Origin of the sequence: Streptococcus infantis (genome assembly GCF_015546995.1) — a bacterium.
In the GTDB taxonomy this organism is placed as follows: domain Bacteria; phylum Bacillota; class Bacilli; order Lactobacillales; family Streptococcaceae; genus Streptococcus; species Streptococcus infantis_J.
In genome coordinates this window covers 1-19557 of the sequence record NZ_JADMUH010000026.1, presented here as the reverse complement: position 1 = coordinate 19557, position 19557 = coordinate 1, and the positions used below count along the sequence as shown (strand labels likewise).

The following is a 19557-nucleotide window of genomic DNA, read 5'->3' as shown; positions in this document are numbered from 1 at the left end:
TCACATTTCAATCGAAAAATGTGAGAAATTTCGTTATAATAGATAGAGAGATTTTAATGAAGGAGTTTGATATGAAAGAAATAGTATACAGAGAAGCCAGGCTAGATGAATATCAAAAAATTGGAAAAGTGTTGGCTGGTGCCTTTATGGACTACCCTTTCATGACTCTTATCAAAGATGATTTAAAGAAACCAGAATATTACCCAGCATTCTTAGAATTGTTGTATAGCCTTTTGACCAGACTTTACATCAAAGGAGAGACTTGTCTAGTTGCTGAACGAGATGGGGAAATCCTGGCTATCGCACTTTTACAACAAAAGGATTTTTCCATCCTATCTTATCTGTTGAATGGTATTGCCAAGCTTTTCCGTTTTATTACTCCGCGCAATCTCTTGAAATATCTTGATTTGGTGGAACGTTCCGAACAGCATTTGAAAAGATCAGGAAATTTTGACTGGTATTTGATGATGTTGGGAGTCAGCGCTTCTAGTCAAAACCAAGGAATCGGGAGTGCTTTTCTACAAGAAGGTGTTGAACCTTATCTTAAATCCAAAGGCTGCAAACGCTTGGGCTTGATTACTAGTACTGAAAAAAATGTTTGCTTCTATGAAAAAAACAAGTATGAATTACTAGATTCGACGATGTTAGAATACGGAACAAAATCTATTGGAAACTGGGCTTTTGTAAAAACCCTGGATAACTAATTTTTAACATAAAAAAGATTGGTCTAAGGACCAATCTTTTTTTAGTTTACTTAACGGCTTCTTTCAAGGCTTCTACCTTGTCCAAACGTTCCCACGGAAGGTCAATGTCTGTCCGTCCCATATGTCCATAAGCCGCTGTTTGACGGTAGATCGGACGTTTGAGGTCCAGCATTTGGATAATTCCTGCAGGACGCAGGTCAAAGATTTGACGCGCTGCTTTTTCAAGTTTACTTTCAGCTACTGTTCCTGTACCAAAAGTATCGATACGGACAGATACAGGTTGAGCTACACCAATGGCATAAGCCAATTGCACTTCTGCTTTCTTAGCAAGACCTGCAGCAACAATGTTTTTTGCAATGTAACGAGCTGCATAAGAAGCTGAACGGTCAACCTTAGTGGCATCCTTACCAGAGAAGGCACCACCACCGTGACGTGAGTAACCACCATAAGTATCTACGATGATTTTACGACCCGTCAAGCCTGAGTCCCCTTGAGGACCTCCGATAACGAAACGACCTGTTGGATTGATGAAGAATTTAGTCTCATCATCCAGGTAAGAAGCTGGAATCACTTCTTTGATAACTTTGTTAATCACATCTTCATGAATTTGTTCATTGCTCACTTCTGGATCATGTTGGGTTGAAATAACAACTGTATCCACGCGCACTGGTTGATCATTTTCATCATATTCAACAGTAACTTGCGATTTGGCATCTGGACGAAGGTAGCTAATTTCACCAGACTTACGAAGCTCTGCCAAACGACGAACCAACTTGTGGCTCAAAGAAATTGGCAATGGCATGAGTTCTTCTGTCTCATTCACCGCAAAACCAAACATGAGACCTTGGTCTCCAGCCCCAATCAAATCAAGTGGATCTTGATCCGCATTTCCACGAACTTCTAAGGCTTCATTAACCCCTTGAGCGATATCTGGTGATTGTTCTACCAAGGATGGGTGTACTCCTACCGTCTCCGCAGAAAAACCGTACTCTGTATTGGTATAACCGATTTCTGCAATAGTATCACGAACCACTCGGTTAATATCGACATAGGCATTGGTTGAAATTTCACCAAAAACATGTACTGAACCAGTATAAACAGCTGTCTCAGCAGCAACGTGCGCCTCTGGATCTTGCTCTAAAATAGCATCCAAGATAGCATCTGAAATTTGGTCTGCAATCTTATCTGGATGCCCCTCAGATACAGATTCAGACGTGAATAATTTACGTTCTGACATAAAAATGTCCCCCCTTAAAAAATATTCGTTATAGAGTTACAAAGTACTGATAGAAAAACTATTCGCAATGAATTTCTACCACCTTATCGGGACCATATAACCTAACTATTATAACACGAATCTTTAAAAAAAACTCGTATGATTGCTATTTTTCTTACTAGGAAAATGTTTTCTAATAATAACCAAATAAAAACTCCTATAGTAGATGAGTTTCTACTCTAAGAGTGATGTTATAAACTAATTATTTTCTAGATAAAATTCAAACCGTTCTCCAACGTATTGGCTCTTTACATACTCAAAAGCCGTTCCGTCATCAAAGTAAGAAACCTGAGTCAAACCTAAAATAGCATGCCCTTTTTCAACTTCTAAGTAATGAGCTATCTTTTCTTTTGCTAAACGTGCGTATATGGTCTGGTGAGATTTACCAATTCGATAACCATGCTCTTGCAAGGTTTGAAAGAAGTGCTTGGTTACTTCTTCTTTTTTGAAATTTTTGATAAATTTCTCAGGAATCGACGCCACTTCATAGACAACAGGAACCTTATCCGCATAGCGAACACGTTCCATACGAATGATATTATCAGTTGGCAGTAAACCTAATTTAGCCACTTCTTGCTCATTTGGAATGGTTCGACGATAAGAAATCAAGTGACTAGACGGAGTTTTACCTTGAGCTTTAACAATCTCCGTAAAACTAGTTGTTCCACGCATTCTTTCCTGAACACGTGTGCTTGAAACAAAGGTCCCACTACCTACACGTCGTTCCAAAACCCCTTCTTCAACCAAAAGAGAGATTGCTTGACGTAAGGTCATGCGGCTAACGGCAAATTCTTCTGCTAAGTCTCGCTCACTTGGAAGTCTTTCCCCAATTTTCCAACTTCCCTCATCAATGTCTTTCTTGATTTGGTCGTGGATTTTCATATAAGCTGGTAACATGCTTGATCACTTCTTTTCTTTATTTTTTCCATTGTACCGTAACTCATAGGGAAAAGTCAAACCGCACTTGTTTAGTTGGTAATTCTAACCCTTTTATGATAGAATATTCAAGAAGATATTTCTTTGAAGAAAGGGAAAAGATGAGCAACATTTCAACTGATTTGCAAGATGTCGAAAAGATCATCGTACTAGACTATGGTAGCCAGTACAACCAACTCATCTCACGTCGTATCCGTGAGATTGGTGTCTTTTCAGAACTAAAAAGTCACAAGATTTCGGCTGACGAAGTACGTGCTATCAATCCTATCGGGATTGTACTTTCAGGTGGTCCAAACTCTGTTTACGAAGAAGGATCGTTTGATATTGACCCAGAGATTTTTGAACTCGGTATTCCGATTTTGGGAATCTGTTATGGTATGCAGCTATTGACTCACAAACTTGGTGGTAAGGTTGTTCCTGCAGGTGACGCTGGTAACCGTGAATACGGTCAATCAACATTGACTCACACAGAATCAGCTCTTTTTGCGGGTACTCCAGATGAGCAACTTGTCTTGATGAGTCACGGGGATGCTGTAACGGAAATTCCTGCTGACTTTGTTCGTACTGGAACTTCTGCAGACTGTCCTTATGCATCTATTGAAAACCCTGATAAGAAAATTTACGGTATCCAATTCCACCCAGAAGTTCGCCACTCAGTTCACGGTTATGATATTTTGCGTAACTTTGCTTTAAATATCTGTGGTGCCAAAGGTGACTGGACTATGGATAACTTCATCGAGATGCAAATCAAACAAATCCGTGAAAAAGTTGGAGATAAACGTGTTCTTCTCGGACTTTCTGGTGGTGTTGACTCTTCTGTTGTTGGGGTTCTTCTCCAAAAAGCAATCGGCGATCAATTAATCTGTATCTTTGTAGACCACGGTCTTCTTCGTAAAGGGGAAGCTGACCAAGTTATGGATATGCTTGGTGGTAAGTTTGGTCTCAACATCGTTAAAGCAGACGCTGCCAAACGTTTCCTTGATAAATTGGCTGGTGTATCTGATCCTGAACAAAAACGGAAGATTATCGGTAACGAATTTGTCTATGTCTTTGATGACGAAGCAAGCAAACTAACAGATGTGAAATTCCTTGCTCAAGGAACTCTTTATACTGACGTGATTGAGTCTGGTACGGATACTGCTCAAACCATCAAGTCTCACCACAATGTTGGTGGACTCCCAGAAGACATGCAGTTTGAACTGATCGAGCCACTCAACACTCTTTACAAGGACGAAGTTCGTGCACTTGGTACTGAACTTGGAATGCCAGACCACATCGTATGGCGCCAACCATTCCCAGGACCAGGACTTGCTATCCGTGTCATGGGAGAAATCACTGAAGAAAAACTTGAAACAGTTCGTGAATCAGACGCTATCCTGCGTGAAGAAATCGCTAAAGCTGGCCTTGACCGCGACATCTGGCAATATTTCACTGTTAACACTGGCGTTCGTTCAGTAGGTGTTATGGGAGATGGACGTACTTACGACTACACCATCGCTATCCGTGCTATCACTTCTATCGATGGTATGACAGCTGACTTCGCTAAGATCCCTTGGGAAGTTCTCCAAAAAATCTCTGTTCGTATCGTAAACGAAGTTGACCATGTCAACCGCATCGTCTATGATATTACAAGTAAACCACCTGCAACCGTTGAGTGGGAATAAAGTTTCCTATAAAATAATAAATAATACTGCTGGAGCATGGACTACAGTGGTATTATTTTTTATAATTTCAATATTAGGATAATTTCTCGACTCTCAACTCCTCTTTTTAAATCCTTGAAACCATGCTATAATATAGTAAGTATAGCTCCAATAACCTAATGATAAAGATTTCTTACATCATCCGTAAGTGTTATTCTACTCTGATTCATATTATAATGAAAGTAACAAAAGATGGAGGTGTTTCACATGGAAACAATTTTACGAGTAGAATCATTAAAAAAGTATTATGGAAAAGAGCCGAATATCACCAAAGCCTTGAACGGTATATCTTTTCAAGTTGTCAAAGGTGAGTTCTTAGGGATTATGGGGAGCAGTGGTTCTGGGAAAACAACCCTTCTTAACTGTCTCGCTACTATCATCAAACCAACTGACGGCTCCATTCAAATGCAAGAAAAAGATTTAGGTCAGTTAAAAGGTAGTCAATTAGCAGATTATAGAGGCAAGGAAATTGGCTATCTCTTCCAGAATTTTGAGCTTTTGGACAATCTGACAGCCAAAGAAAATATTTTACTCCCCTTGTCTTTGCACAAGGTCGATGCCAACGAAAGCAAGGTTCGGTTAAAATTGCTTTCCCAATATCTAGATATTTCTGAACTTCTGGATAAGTTCCCATCTCAATTATCAGGTGGTCAACGACAAAGGGTAGCTGCTGCGCGTGCCTTGATTTTAGACCCTAAGATTGTATTTGCAGATGAGCCCACAGGAGCTTTGGATTCAAAAAATGCGACCATTTTGATGCAAAAATTATCCGAAATGAATCAAGTGGAAGAAACCACCATTCTCATGGTGACCCACGATTCAGTCGCTGCCAGCTTTTGCAACCGCATCTTGTTTATCCAAGACGGAAAACTATTCCATGAAATTCGACGCGATTATCCAAGAGAAAGTCAAGAAGATTTTTACCACAGAATACTAAAGGTCATGGCAGCCCTAGCTGGAGGTGATGGCAATGTTTTCTAAATTAGTCTCAAGAAATAGCAAGAGGGATCGAAAGAATAATGGCTTGTATTTCAGTTCCATGGTTCTTTCTATTATCTCCTTTTACATCATCCTTTCTTTGTCCCATCAAGATGTGATGATCTTTCTCAAACAAATAGAGAGTGACGCTGTAAATAAACTCTTTAGCATGATTCCCATTCTTTATGTAGCAACCCTCTTTATTCTCTTTTTTCTAGTCTACTTCGCAAGCAGTATGCAGATGGAAAGGAGAAAACATGAATTTGGTGTCTATCTAACGCTAGGGATGCGAAGAAGCAAACTGTTCTTGTTGCTCCTACTCGAGGATTTGAGAAACAGTGTCCTTGCCCTTGGAATAGGCCTTCCAATTTCTATCTTGATTTCAGAACTAATCAGCCTAATAACCGCTAAAATTGTGGGACTAGGGATTATTGAACATCAATTTTCTCTATCTACCACAGCTCTACTCTATACAGTCATCGGCTTCCTAGCCGTAAAATTAGCTGTTTTTGTCCTTTTAAGTGCAAAGACGGCCAATATGGAAATCGGAAACCTGCTTGCCTATTCACCCTCTGGAATGAAGAAACTACTCCCCAAGGGGGTATACCTTCTTGCTTCTGTCCTCGGAATTTTGCTTCTAGGAACAGCCTATTACTTGGGGATGAGTGGACGAGCTTGGGAGAGTGTCATAACCATGGGCATCACTGTTTTCTTGGGGACTCTAGGAACTATCCTCCTCTTCTTTGGTATGCGTTTATTTATAGACTTTTTGGTCAAGCTTGGAAACAATCGAAAACTTCATGCCTATAATTTTAGACAGATTCAGGAATTAGTTATCCAGCGCTCAACTATACTGGCCATCTGCTCCCTCTTAATCTTCTCTGCCTTGTGCCTCTTTGGAGCAGGTGTTGCCATTGCAAGTGGCAATTCAAGCAATCAAACCCACGTATTGGATTATACATTTAGAGATAGCAAGCAGGATACAGATGAAAATCTTGATGTAAGTACAGTAAAAAAAGAGCTTGAAGCTGCTGGACTAGAATCACAGTTTTCAAAGATTCTGCAAATTAAAGTAGGCAAACCTAAAGAACACGAGTCCGTGTCCTTCGAAGAGATTATCAAGGAGTTGAAAAAGCAAAAAGACAGCAAGAACAAGGAAATTTTGCTCCAAAGATTTAAACAGTCTACTACTTCCCACCTCATACCAGTTTCCGAATACAATGAACTTAGAAAGGTTGCCAATCTCCCTCCTCTAGAATTAACTAGTAAGGAAGCATATTTGTATATGGGGAAAGATTTTCTGCCAGATGAAAGTCTCGTCAACTCTGTCCTAAAGACAAAGCCTCAAATCAAAGTCATGGGAAATGATGTAAAATTGATTGGAGAGGTTCAGTCTTTACCGATTGTAACGGATCGTGAAATCACCCTCTCTGTTGCCCTCATAGTCCCAGATGAAGTCTTTATGAACTATACAGACGGTCGATACTCGAACTATGTCAGCGGTATCTTAGCTCCTGAGCTAGTCAAGGAAAAAGGCCTGATGAGGGCTATCTCAGATACCAATGAAAAGCTAAATCAAACCTCTCTTGGCTATGAAAGCTATATACAAAATATGGGAAGACAATTATTTTACATTATCTCTGCCAGCTATATCACCATCTATCTGGCTATCATCTTCCTTGTTGTGGCAAATACAATCATTGGCGTTCAGTTTTTGATGGGACAAAGACAATCCTACAGACGATACCAAACCTTGATCCATCTTGGAGCCAACTACGAAACTCTTTGTAAATCGTCAGAAAAGCAAATCAACTGGTATTTTGGTCTACCAATAGCCCTTGCACTTATCAGTAGTAGCTTCGGAGTGAGCTCCCTCCTCACAGGAATATTACCAGCCAGTGCAAGAATGGCCATGGGGCAGAAATTTATCACAGCCATGGTGATAATACTGCTGTTAGCTGGATTTGAAGTCATCTATATAAGAATTGTAAAGAAAAATAGCAACAAGTACTTGTTGTCATTGATGGAACCCAAAAGAGGTGAATAAAGTAGAATAAAATAGGAAAAGGAGGAGCCGGTATGAAGCATATTCTGGTTATTGAAGATGAAACCTTGATTCGAGATGAAATTGTCATTTTGTTAGAGAATGCGGGTTATCAAGTTGATAAGTTGACTGACTTCAAAGATACAAGCCAGCAAGTATTGCAATACGATACGGATTTAATCATACTAGATTTGAATTTGCCAGGAGAAACAGGTTTCCACATTTGTAAGAATCTCAAGTCCAAACGCTCTGTGCCCATATTGGTTCTCACCTCCCGTGAACAACTAAAAGATGAGATTTACGCCCTAAAATTAGGGGCTGACGAGTACTTAACAAAACCTTTCAAGAAAGAAAGATTCTTGGCTCGTATAGAAAACATCTTGAAACGCTATGAAGGTAGACAAAATTTGCTTGAAAAAGATAATTTCCTGCTGGATAGAAATACCTATACTCTTTATATCAACGGACATTCGATTTTACTCCCTAAAAACCAAGGGAAATTGTTAGAAACCTTATTAGTGGCAACTGGTTCTGTCGTCACAAAAGAAGAACTAAGCATGAAACTGTGGAATACAACTGAGTTCATCGATGAAAATGCCCTACAAGTAAACATTGCAAGGCTGAAAAAGATGATGAAACAGGTTGGCATTGCCCTTAAAGTCAAGTCCGTCAGAGGTATTGGTTACAAGCTAGAAGAGGTAAGTCCAGATGAAACATAATCTAAAATATCTAGCTAGTTATCTGCCTTGGTTATTTGTTCTCTTAGCATTTGATCTATTTACAGCTGTCCTGCTTTGGCTTTCAGATGTGAGAATGTTTCAAGCTCTCATCCTTCTCTATATTTTAGCCACCGTCCTGCTTTTTTTCATCCTATCTTTCTTACTTATAAGAAAAGAAAGAAAAAAAGCCGCTGCTTATAAAGCCTTCATAGCCAATCCTAAGATCGATACTGAGCTTGAATTATTGAATTTATCAAGTGCCTCAGAGAAAGAAAGCATTGAAAAAATAGCAGATACACTTTATCAAAAGCAGGCTCAAATAGGAAAACTCAACTCATTACTAGCCGAGTACGAGGACTATGTTGAAAAATGGGCGCATGAGATTAAACTTCCTTTATCGCTTCTTTCCCTCCTTTTAGACAATCAAAGTGACCAACTACCTGAGGATACTGCTTTTAAATTGGACTATGTGAAAAATCAAATCCAAGGAAATGTATCACAGATCTTATTCTACTACAGGGTGAAAAGTGAGAAAAATGATTTTCTATTTGAAGACCTTGACCTAGAAGAGTGTATCCAAGATCTTTTGGAGAACTTTGATCCCTTGCTCAAAGAAAAGAATTTTACGATTAAGTTAGAAAACATACAAGGAACCTGCTACACCGATCAACGCAGTTTTGGATTTATCCTGTCTCAAATACTAGCCAACGCCCTTAAATATAGCTCTGACAAACCAGAACTCAAGATTTCTATGTCAAGTGACAAGGGGCGCAAAACCCTGATTATTAGGGATAATGGGTGTGGAGTTAAAGCTTGCGACCTCCCTCATATCTTTGAAAAAGGATTTACAGGTGATTCAGGAGAGACAAGGAAAAAATCAACAGGCATGGGTCTCTATCTTGTCAAACAATTAGCAGATGCTTTAAAAATCGACATCGTAGTAAAATCCGAATGGATGCATGGATTTGAAATCTCTCTTTCTATTTCGTAATTTTTCGATTAAGAAAATTGCCTAGTCATAGAAAGCACATATTTTATACCAAAAAGGAAAGCTGTACTGACCCCCAAAAGTTGGACAAATAATTATTGAAAGGATTTAGTTCTGTATTGCACAGGGCTAAGTCCTTTTAGTTTGACTTTAATTCGTTTGTTGTTTTAGTTCTGGAGAATAATGACGATTCATCCCTTTCTTGACGATATCTATGCCATAACGGTCAATTAATTTCATCATGTACTTTAGACCAGAAACATCCACTCCAAATCTTTTCGAAAGCTGTTTGAAGCTTTGTCCTTGCTTTCTTAGTTCATAAATCTGAACTTTATCTTCATAATTCAATTTCATAATAAAACACCCCAAAAGTTAGATTTTTTCTGTCTAACTTTTGGGGTGCAGTTCAAATTTCTGACGGGATTTTAATATTTCATGATGATTCTTACCAGAAAAACTTTCGATAAATTCTAGCAATCGTTAAAAGGATAACGTAAAGTATACCTAAGATGGTTAAAACTATTTTTCCAGTAGTCACTTCTGAACCAATAATCAATATATGAAAGAGAGGAGCGAGACCGGTACACACATATATCAAATAAGCAATAACATTTATTTCACCAATCCCAGCAATAAAATTTTTAAAATCTTTCATTTATCTTCTCCTACAATCTACTTTTAATTTAAGTATATTATAAACTTCAGAAAAATAAAAGAATGTTATGATTAGATTTTAAGATTCCCAATATCTTCTACTTATGAAATCTGACAATCCCAATGTTGAACTATAAAAAACAGTAAAACCACTTGGTTTTACTGTCTGATGTTTAAAATGTTTGACGTTTAGCCTTACGTTCTGCACGTCCACGGGCACGACTTTCTGCGCGTTTGGTTTTACGGCGTTTTTCATCGACCGCCCACTGAATTTTCTTCTTATAGCCTGGTTTGACTTTTTTCTTTTTCTTTTTGACCAAGCCAATCATTTCGATATCCAGTTTTTCTTGTTTTTTCTCACGATTGGCACGGCGGTCACGGTTATAAGTGTCTTGGAACTCTCCATCTTTAACAACCTTAGGTACAAACTTAATTCCTAATTTCTCCAACTCACGAATATCAGAGTCATCACTTGGTTGATAGAGGGTGATGGCTGTACCTGGTAGACCATTACGTCCAGTTCGTCCAACACGGTGAACAAAGAAGGACAAGTCTTGTGGAATAGCATCGTTGATAACGTGGCTAACACCTTCGATGTCAATCCCACGCGCAGCTAGGTCAGTTGCTACGATATACTCAAAATCAAGATTTTTCACCTGATTCATGATTCGTTTGCGTTCACGAGGAGCAATGTCTCCATGGATCTTAGCCACCTTTAATCCTTGAGCTGTTAGGTAGCTGTGCAATTCATCCGCACGAGTTTTTGTATTGACAAAAATCATGGCAAGATACGGCTGCATGACTTGAGTCAACTCATAAATCTGAGCGTTCTTGTCTCTACCCTTGGTCGAAATCAACCAGTTGTCAATGGTGTCAGAGATAACTGTCTTGGTCTTGATCTTTTCCATGACAGGATTTGACAAGTACTTCTTCAAAAATGGTTGCAGTTTTTGTGGGATAGTCGCTGAAAAGACCATAAACTGCAAGTCTTTTGGAAGGCTTCCTGCAATCTTATCGACTGTCTCCAAGAATCCCATATCCAAGGTCATGTCGGCTTCATCGACAACAAAAATCTTAGCCTTGTGAATAGCCAAATCACCTGATTTTACCAAATCATAGATACGACCTGGAGTTCCGATGACAATATGTGGCTGATTGCTTGCCAGTTTGTCAATTTGGCGAGCCTTATCTGTACCACCAACATAGTTGGCAACACGAATCTCAACATCTGAATGTGATGCGATCTGACGAGCCGCTTGATAAATCTGAGTCGCTAATTCACGACTTGGTGCTGTGATAACTGCTTGCACACTATCGCTCTCTTCATCCAACTGTTGGAAAATCGGTAACAAGAAAGTATGAGTCTTACCTGAACCTGTTTTTGATTCACCAACCAAGTCACGACCTGCTAGGACAATAGGAATCAACTTTTCCTGCACCTCGGTAGGAGTCGTAAACTTCAACTCCTCCAAAGCTTTTTCTATATATTTCTTAAATTTAAATTGTGTAAATGACATAATTTCCTCGATTCTATCTATCTATTCATTATACCATAATTTAGTCTATTACAGGGACTGGATTTCCGTCAAGAATAATACCATGAACATTTTAACAACCAAGCATACATAAGAAACACTCCTAGTTACCTTGAACAAGGAGTGTTATAAGATTAATTGAGCTTCCACTCTTCTCTCAGCCAATCACAAAACTGATGATAGCGTTGGTCAAGAGCTTCATGATGGCCATAAGCATCAAATATGGAATAAGTCGAGGGAAATTTCTCTGAAATCAGTTCATGTAGCTCCTTTGCAAAAGCAGGAGCCTTAGACAGGCGATTGGAATGATTGGCACCTTCTATCTGACCATTTTGCAGATAAATAAGACTTTGACTCTGTATCAGGTCATGTTCCCTACAAAATTCTGTAAAGTCTGGATACCAGAAAGAACCACAGACAGAAAAGATACAGGTCACAGGAAGATAACTACTATAGAGACTATAGATAGCAGCAAGACCACCAAGTGAATAACCACCATATGCAATCCTATTTTCATCAATCAAGTAGTCTTTTTTTAGAGTTGTTAGAATTCCTTGAAAGAGCTTCTCATGATAGGCTTCTACCTTCCCACCAAAATCCGGAGCCCCTTCTTTCAATGCATCAGACTGCCAGGGTGTAAAGTCATCCAGACGATTTTCTGGAATCAAACCCACCAAAATCACTGATTGAGATAGGTCTGACAAATAGTCCAATTGTCCATCATTTAAAAGCACAAGTGGATAGGCTTGTTGAGGATCATAGTTTGAAGGAAGACTGACCCTAACTTGAATCCCTTCCCAGTTAAACTCCTTATTTCTTGATAAAGTCATTGATTTTTTCAAGGGAATCAATCACTGCAGGACCGTAATCCATCAACTCATCGTAAGAGATAGTCATGATTTTTTGATTCTTGATTGCAGGTACATTTTCCAAAACAGCATTTGCCTTCATCAAATCCACTGCTTTTTCATCTAACTTTTGATTACGATCGCTGGTTACATAGATAATCAACTCTGGATCCATTGATACTAGATTTTCCAAGGTCAAACCAGAAGTTCCTGTTGCGACATTGGTATAACCAAGTTGGTTGAGCAAGCTTTCCTGAAGAGCTGACTTGTAGGCACCAAAGGTTTCGTCATTGTAGGCCACCATAATCAGAGCTTTTTTCTTTTCACCCTGTGTTTCTGGGTTAGCTTTTTTAACCGCATCGATTTTAGCTTGTAATTGTTCTGCGTATTGATTCGCCTTGTCTTGGACATTGAAAATGGTACCAAGATTCTTCACATCTTCTACGATATTTCCTAAATCTTGTTGGATAGTGGAAAGTGAAGCTTTTTGCGTATAAACAGGGATTTTGTTTTCATTCCAAGCACTAATGGTTCCCATTGACTTTTCAGAAAACATCATGTTGCGTCCCATCAAGGCATCTGGTTCATAAGAAAGAACTGTTTCTTGTGAGACAGATTTTTTATCACCAATGTGAGGGATGGCTTCAATAGCATCCTTGTATTTACCAGTTAACGCATTATCAGGATTGAGCATACCGACAATTTTATCCTTCAAACCGAGTTCAAGTAGAATTTCAGTTGTTGAGAGGTTGTTGGTGATGACTTTTTCAGGAGCCTTTTCGAAGACTTGTTCAACTTCATTTCCTTTAGCATCATAAGTCTTGATTGTTACAGGATAGCTGGTTTCTGTATTAGCTTTTTGACTAGCTTCTGTTGTAGCCGGTGTCGTTGCTGTTTCTTTAGATGCGTTACCACAAGCTGCCAAAGATAAGGTAGCTACTGTTACAAGCAAAATACTGAGTGTTTTTTTCATGTTTTTATTTTCCTTTTTAATTTTTATAAATAGTGAATCATAGCTTGCTGATCCTCTGTCCAAGTAATCTTACTTTGAACGCCATAGACAGCCTGCAATGACTCGGGTGTGATGGTTTCTTTCGGAGTCCCTTGGTAAACAATCTCTCCTTCGTTCATCAGATAGAGATAGTCTGAATAGCGACAAGCCAGCTGAATATCATGCAAGACGGCTAACACATTGATATGGAGATGTTTGACAATGTTTAATAAATCCAGCTGGTACTTGATATCCAAATGATTGGTCGGTTCATCTAAGAGCAAGAGGGTCGGCTCTTGGGCCAAGGCGCGTGCCAATAAAACCCGTTGCTTCTCTCCTCCTGATAGAGAAGAGTAGAGACGATTTCTCTTTTCGAGCAGATCTACCTTGACCAAAGCATCCTCAACCAAGGCAAGGTCTTTTTCTTTTTCCTTTTGTAAGAAAGAGAGATGGGGCGTTCTACCCAGCATGACAATCTCCTCAACCGTACAATCAAACTGAAGTTGATTGAACTGGGTGATGACGGCCATCTGTTTTGCCGTTTCCTTGAGGCTCATTTGTTCCAGTGGTTTCCCATCTAGAGAAATCAAGCCCTGATCAGGCTTTTCCTGACGATAGATGAGTTTCAGTAAACTAGTCTTCCCACTGCCATTGGGTCCTAAAATGCTATGAAATTGGTTGCGCTCCAGTTTTAGTGAGACTCCTTTGAGAATCTTTTTTTCTCCGATTCCAAAGTGAATATCCTGACACATTAAGTCCATATCAGACTCTCACCTCCCTTCGTCTACTTGCAACCATGTAGATAAAGAAAGGTGCACCTACTAAGGCTGTGAAGATACCAATTGGTAGTTCAGTATTTTGAATCAAAACGCGAGCAAAGACATCTGCCCAGACGACAAAGAGGGCGCCTAGTAAGGTTGCAATCGGAAAAAGCCTTTTGTAGTTTGTACCTACCAAACTTCTCGCCAAATGCGGTGTAATCAAACCGACAAAACCGATAATCCCACAGGTCGATACCAAGATAGCTGTCATCACAGCTACAATCGTCACATAGAGATACCAATAAAAACGCAAGGGAATTCCCAAAGTCAAAGCCGCCTCATCACCCATCATCATGGCATTGAAAACACGGTATTGGGAAGAGAAAAATAAAAAAGCGATTCCCACGATTATAGTTGGTAAGGTTAAGTGACCCCATGAGGTCCCCGCTAAAGAACCCATGGTCCAAAACTTGATGGTCATAACGCTATCAGCATTGGCCCCAATAGAGATAATAAAGTTTGAAAAAGCCAAAAATAGGGCATTCACTACCGTACCCGATAAGATTAAGCTAGAAGTTGTCATCCTACCCTGCATGGACGCAATGAGAAGAACTGTAACTGTTGCTAAAATCGCTCCGAGGAAAGATCCTAGACCAATCATAACTTTAAATCCAAGAATAATACTCAAAGTTGCTCCAAAGGTTGCCCCGGCTGAAATTCCTAATACATAGGGCTCTGCTATTGGATTGTTGACAGTTGACTGCATGACACTACCACACATGGAAAGGCCTGCACCCACAATCAAAGCAAGAAAAACCCGTGGCAATCTCATATTCCAGACAATCGCAAGTGTCGACTTCGAAAGGTCTCCTATCTCCAGCGGAGCTCCCATCTTACTCAAAATTATCCGATAAGTATCACTCAAACTAATTTGAACTGAACCCATAGAAACAGCTAGAAACAGAGAGACTCCCAGTGCTCCGAGCAAAAAAGCGAGGAGAAAAAAATATCGTAGGTTTTGATGACTTCCAGAAAATTTGGAAAGCATGAAACCCTCCTTTAACAAAAATTAAAAATTTAGACAATTTTCATAATTAGTATACCACATTTCTAAATCAGGAACAAGACTAGAAAAAAGCACACAAAAAAGCCCCCTGAAGTCAGAGAGCTTATTTGAGCTCGGGCTAAAATCCTAGTGAAAAAGATGAAACTCCTTGCGTTCATCGAACACTGTGTCCTTTCCCTATTTTCATACGGATTTTTAGCGCCCTTAGCATCATGATTCTTACTGGATAAAACGTTTATAGACTTGACGACAAGCCGAAGATTGTACAAAAATGTTAGTGAAACAAAAAATCTCCCCGAAGGGAGATCATTCTGGTTTATTTTACCTTACAGTGCTAGGAACCGTAACCGAAGATTATACTTGAGTATATCGAGGTAAGGTGACAACGCAATGTAAGTGGAAAATAAAGCAGATTAACGACGAAGTCCTAGAGAGTTGATCAACTCACGGTAACGGTTAACGTCGTTTTTACGCAAGTATGCAAGCAAGTTACGACGGCGACCGATTTTCTTCATCAATCCACGGTAAGTAGCGTGGTCTTTTTTGTGTTGTTTGATGTGTTCGTTAAGGTGGTTGATTTCCCAAGTAAGGACAGCAACTTGAACCTCTACTGAACCTGTATCACCTTCGTGACGTGCATATTGTGCAATGATTTCATTTTTTTTCTCTTTTGAGATTGCCATGATGTTTCTCCTTTTTATTTGGCTTCATCCGAGTGACAGGTTGGCATGCCTGTAACCAAGAAGAAGTTATTTGTCTTTACGACATTTCTTATTCTACCAAGAACTAAGTTCTTTGTCAACTGATTTACTATCCATACCTCAAATGTGCTATAATAGTTATAGGAAGGATATCTAAGTAGACAGCTTGAAAAGAGAGGTGATTACCATGCGTAAATTCTCGCAATATCTCCCCTACTATCTGGTCATATTTTTCTTTTATTGGCCACTTTATGGATTATTTATACTACTATCATCGAATCCTGATTTAACAGGCCTCTATCTTCTAAATATATTCATCATTTCGCCCATTGTAGTTTTTATAGTTTCACTTCTTTATAGCTACCGTTTTGGTTTTTCACTGCATTGGCTTTTAGGTAGTTGCTTACTCTATGGCTTTACTATCATTCCTTTCAGAGAATTTATCATTGTTTATTTCCTAGCCTATGAAATTCTTATTCTACTAGGTACAGTTATTGGTGCCACTATCAAGTATCTGGTTCAAAAACTGAAAAACAAAAAACTTTCACAAAATCCTTGAAAAATCTCACAATCATGCTATAATAATGCATAGAGACAAGTCACTTAGACCCTTTCTACCAGAGAGTGCGTGGTTGCTGAGAACGCATAGGAAGACTATACTGATACTACTCTACTGACTTTTATGCAAACATAAAACGGTGGCCACGTTAGAGCCAATCAGAGGTGTCCCTCTTTTTTGAGGAACATAAATGAAGGTGGAACCACGTTGCGACGTCCTTTTTGGATGTCGCTTTTTTGTTTTTTTGATGAAGAAATCAAAAAGAGTTTCACTATAACTAAAATATTTAAAAGATTATAAGGAGAAAATCATGATTCAAATTACATTCCCAGATGGCGCTGTTCGTGAATTCGAATCTGGTGTTACAACTTTTGAAATTGCTCAATCCATCAGCAATTCTCTAGCTAAAAAAGCTCTTGCTGGTAAATTCAACGGCAAACTCATCGACACTACTCGTGCGATCACTGAAGACGGAAGCATCGAAATCGTGACACCAGATCACGAAGATGCTCTTGACATCTTGCGTCACTCAGCTGCACACTTGTTTGCCCAAGCAGCTCGTCGCCTTTTCCCAGACATTCATTTGGGTGTCGGTCCAGCTATCGAAGATGGTTTCTACTACGATACAGATAACCAAGCTGGTCAAATCTCTAACGAAGACCTTCCTCGCATCGAAGAAGAAATGCAAAAAATCGTTAAAGAAAACTTCCCATCTATCCGTGAAGAAGTGACTAAAGACGAGGCGCGTGAAATCTTCAAGAACGACCCATATAAATTGGAATTGATTGAAGAACACTCTGAAGATGAAGGTGGTTTGACCATCTACCGTCAAGGTGAATATGTAGACCTTTGCCGTGGGCCACACGTCCCATCAACAGGCCGTATCCAAATCTTCCACCTTCTCAATGTAGCAGGTGCTTACTGGCGTGGAAATAGCGACAACGCTATGATGCAACGTATCTACGGTACAGCTTGGTTCGACAAGAAAGACTTGAAGAACTACCTTCAAATGCGTGAAGAAGCTAAGGAACGTGACCACCGTAAACTTGGTAAAGAGCTTGATCTCTTCATGATTTCTCAAGAAGTTGGTCAAGGTCTTCCATTCTGGTTGCCAAATGGTGCGACAATCCGTCGTGAGTTAGAACGCTACATCGTCGATAAAGAGTTGGCTTCTGGCTATCAACACGTTTACACTCCACCACTTGCTTCTGTAGAGCTTTACAAGACTTCTGGTCACTGGGATCATTACCAAGAAGACATGTTCCCAACTATGGATATGGGAGATGGGGAAGAATTCGTCCTTCGCCCAATGAACTGTCCACACCACATCCAAGTCTTTAAACACCACGTTCACTCATACCGTGAATTGCCAATCCGTATCGCTGAAATCGGGATGATGCACCGCTATGAAAAATCTGGTGCCCTCACTGGTCTTCAACGTGTGCGTGAAATGTCTCTCAACGACGGTCACCTCTTTGTGACTCCAGAACAAATCCAAGAAGAATTCCAACGTGCTCTTCAGTTGATTATCGATGTTTATGAAGACTTCAACCTAAACGAGTACCGTTTCCGCCTCTCTCTTCGTGACCCTCAAGATACTCACAAGTACTTTGATAACGATGAAATGTGGGAAAATGCCCAAACCATGCTTCGTGCTGCCCTTGATGAAATGGGGGTTGACTACTTTGAAGCTGAAGGTGAAGCTGCCTTCTACGGACCAAAATTGGATATCCAGGTTAAGACTGCCCTTGGAAAAGAAGAAACCCTCTCTACGATCCAGCTTGACTTCTTGCTTCCAGAACGCTTCGACCTTAAATACATCGGAGCTGATGGTGAAGAACATCGCCCAGTTATGATCCACCGTGGGGTTATCTCAACAATGGAACGCTTCACAGCGATCTTGATTGAGAACTACAAGGGTGCCTTCCCAACATGGCTTGCACCACATCAAGTAACCCTCATCCCAGTATCTAACGAAAAACACGTGGACTACGCTTGGGAAGTAGCTAAGAAACTCCGTGACCGTGGTGTCCGTGCTGATGTGGATGAACGTAATGAGAAAATGCAATTCAAGATTCGTGCTTCACAAACTAGCAAGATTCCTTACCAATTAATCGTTGGTGACAAGGAAATGGAAGAGGGAACTGTCAACGTTCGTCGCTATGGACAAAAAGAAACGAACACTGTCCCAGTGGATGAGTTTGTAGCAGCAATCCTAGCTGATATCGCCAACAAATCTCGTGTTGAGAAATAAAACGATCACAGTCTGAGAAACATTTTTCAGTAAGAAAAAGCAACAACTATTTCAGTTGTTGCTTTTTCTATTTTGTTTCACCTGAGTTAGTAGTGATTGATCAAACCACCACAAATAGTATCTCATCAACAATCCTTTCTATCCATTAACTTTTGGATATAGGATATCCTCCCAAGATTTGCTTCCATGAGTTAGATAAGTTGACTATCCTCAGTCCTTGTCTGCCTCAATTTCTTTTACGATGTCATCTTGTGAATCTTTTTCAGAGAGTTTTTGATCGATATACTTGTCAATGTTTTCGTAAAATTCCTTAATCGTCTCACTATCTAATTTTGCCGAATTGTTGAATTGCTTGACTTTCAATTGAACAGATTGAATACCGTAAGAGGCTTGTTTTTGGCGAATGGTTTCTAATTCTTCTTCTGAAATCGGACCTCCAACAACCGTCAAGACTAATTCATTGCTACTTGACTTGTAGACTTGATTAATGACCGTATGATTGGCGAACTCTTTTCCTACAAATTGTTTGATCCCTTCTTTTCGTGCTTGATCCATCGTCAGAGTGACTGCTGAATAGCTGGCTGGAAGAACCAATAATATAATCAAGGATATCAATCCAATTTTCATTTTAATGTTTAGCTCATTAAATGAACTTAAGGGAGATTTTCTCATAAAAATTCTTGTTCCAACAATGTTGATTAGCATGATAAAGACACAGTTGATCAAGAAAAGATAAAGAGCCCCAAATAAAAATCGTACATTTCCATTAGCTAAACCATATCCTGCAGTGCAGATAGGTGGCATCAGAGCTGTTGCGATGGCTACTCCTGGTACGATATT

General features: G+C 39.6%; 18 protein-coding genes and 2 pseudogenes. 8 read left to right on the top strand and 12 right to left on the bottom strand.

Annotated features, from left to right (window positions below):
• Positions 1-71: 71 nt before the first annotated feature.
• The gene (locus I1J71_RS07880) at positions 72-704 is read left to right on the top strand and encodes a GNAT family N-acetyltransferase (protein WP_195184352.1); all 633 of its coding nucleotides are present in this window, start codon (positions 72-74) and stop codon (positions 702-704) included.
• A gap of 46 nt (positions 705-750) precedes the next feature.
• Here the strand turns inward: I1J71_RS07880 and metK are convergent, their stop codons facing one another.
• Complete coding sequence (gene metK, locus I1J71_RS07875; protein WP_195184351.1) at positions 751-1941, bottom strand: methionine adenosyltransferase; 1191 nt, start codon at positions 1939-1941, stop codon at positions 751-753.
• 237 nt (positions 1942-2178) lie between these two features.
• Positions 2179-2877: a GntR family transcriptional regulator gene (locus I1J71_RS07870; protein WP_024054207.1), complete on the bottom strand. Its 699-nt coding sequence runs from the start codon at positions 2875-2877 to the stop codon at positions 2179-2181.
• A gap of 140 nt (positions 2878-3017) precedes the next feature.
• On the opposite strand from I1J71_RS07870, the gene guaA reads away from it, so the two are divergent.
• From guaA to I1J71_RS07845, 5 genes are all read left to right on the top strand, one after another.
• Positions 3018-4580: a glutamine-hydrolyzing GMP synthase gene (gene guaA / locus I1J71_RS07865; protein WP_004253965.1), complete on the top strand. Its 1563-nt coding sequence runs from the start codon at positions 3018-3020 to the stop codon at positions 4578-4580.
• Positions 4581-4826: 246 nt separating this feature from the next.
• Positions 4827-5600, top strand: coding sequence for an ABC transporter ATP-binding protein (locus tag I1J71_RS07860; RefSeq protein ID WP_070677584.1), 774 nt, complete (start codon positions 4827-4829; stop codon positions 5598-5600).
• On the top strand, positions 5590-7644 hold the full coding sequence (locus tag I1J71_RS07855; protein ID WP_070677586.1) for an FtsX-like permease family protein: 2055 nt from the start codon (positions 5590-5592) through the stop codon (positions 7642-7644). The genes I1J71_RS07860 and I1J71_RS07855 overlap by 11 nt, the downstream gene beginning before the upstream one ends.
• A gap of 32 nt (positions 7645-7676) precedes the next feature.
• On the top strand, positions 7677-8360 hold the full coding sequence (locus I1J71_RS07850) for a response regulator transcription factor (RefSeq protein WP_070677588.1): 684 nt from the start codon (positions 7677-7679) through the stop codon (positions 8358-8360).
• Entirely contained in the window at positions 8350-9351 is a 1002-nt protein-coding gene (locus I1J71_RS07845) for a sensor histidine kinase (RefSeq protein ID WP_070677590.1), read from the top strand. Before I1J71_RS07850 ends, I1J71_RS07845 begins: the two co-directional genes overlap by 11 nt.
• Positions 9352-9443: 92 nt before the next feature.
• Here the strand turns inward: I1J71_RS07845 and I1J71_RS08720 are convergent.
• From I1J71_RS08720 to rpsO, 9 genes and pseudogenes are all read right to left on the bottom strand, one after another.
• A pseudogene (locus I1J71_RS08720) lies at positions 9444-9515 on the bottom strand (IS3 family transposase); the annotation flags it as partial.
• Positions 9508-9702 (bottom strand): annotated as a pseudogene (locus I1J71_RS07840) (helix-turn-helix domain-containing protein); the annotation flags it as partial. The pseudogenes I1J71_RS07840 and I1J71_RS08720, both read right to left, overlap by 8 nt.
• 91 nt (positions 9703-9793) lie before the next feature.
• Positions 9794-10003, bottom strand: coding sequence for a hypothetical protein (locus I1J71_RS07835; protein ID WP_070677594.1), 210 nt, complete (start codon positions 10001-10003; stop codon positions 9794-9796).
• Between the two features lie 172 nt (positions 10004-10175).
• On the bottom strand, positions 10176-11519 hold the full coding sequence (locus I1J71_RS07830) for a DEAD/DEAH box helicase (RefSeq protein ID WP_195184350.1): 1344 nt from the start codon (positions 11517-11519) through the stop codon (positions 10176-10178).
• Between the two features lie 152 nt (positions 11520-11671).
• Positions 11672-12367, bottom strand: coding sequence for an alpha/beta hydrolase-fold protein (locus I1J71_RS07825; RefSeq protein WP_195184349.1), 696 nt, complete (start codon positions 12365-12367; stop codon positions 11672-11674).
• Positions 12348-13358 (bottom strand): ABC transporter substrate-binding protein, encoded by a 1011-nt coding sequence (locus I1J71_RS07820; RefSeq protein ID WP_195184348.1) that lies wholly within the window; start codon positions 13356-13358, stop codon positions 12348-12350. The genes I1J71_RS07825 and I1J71_RS07820 overlap by 20 nt, the downstream gene beginning before the upstream one ends.
• A gap of 23 nt (positions 13359-13381) precedes the next feature.
• The gene (locus I1J71_RS07815) at positions 13382-14137 is read right to left on the bottom strand and encodes an ABC transporter ATP-binding protein (protein ID WP_195184347.1); all 756 of its coding nucleotides are present in this window, start codon (positions 14135-14137) and stop codon (positions 13382-13384) included.
• Position 14138: 1 nt separating this feature from the next.
• Positions 14139-15185, bottom strand: coding sequence for a FecCD family ABC transporter permease (locus I1J71_RS07810; RefSeq protein ID WP_195184346.1), 1047 nt, complete (start codon positions 15183-15185; stop codon positions 14139-14141).
• A 431-nt stretch (positions 15186-15616) separates the two neighbouring features.
• Positions 15617-15886 carry a 30S ribosomal protein S15 gene (gene rpsO, locus I1J71_RS07805; RefSeq protein ID WP_001018251.1) on the bottom strand — a complete coding sequence of 90 codons (270 nt, stop codon included), beginning with the start codon at positions 15884-15886 and terminating at the stop codon, positions 15617-15619.
• A 205-nt stretch (positions 15887-16091) separates the two neighbouring features.
• On the opposite strand from rpsO, the gene I1J71_RS08655 reads away from it, so the two are divergent.
• Together I1J71_RS08655 and thrS are read left to right on the top strand one after the other, a co-directional pair.
• Positions 16092-16463 carry a hypothetical protein gene (locus I1J71_RS08655; protein WP_229026689.1) on the top strand — a complete coding sequence of 124 codons (372 nt, stop codon included), beginning with the start codon at positions 16092-16094 and terminating at the stop codon, positions 16461-16463.
• Between the two features lie 310 nt (positions 16464-16773).
• The gene (gene thrS / locus I1J71_RS07795) at positions 16774-18717 is read left to right on the top strand and encodes a threonine--tRNA ligase (protein WP_195184345.1); all 1944 of its coding nucleotides are present in this window, start codon (positions 16774-16776) and stop codon (positions 18715-18717) included.
• A 210-nt stretch (positions 18718-18927) separates the two neighbouring features.
• Here the strand turns inward: thrS and I1J71_RS07790 are convergent.
• Positions 18928-19557: DUF389 domain-containing protein (locus I1J71_RS07790; protein WP_195184344.1), on the bottom strand; the 630-nt coding region annotated here is incomplete at its 5' end.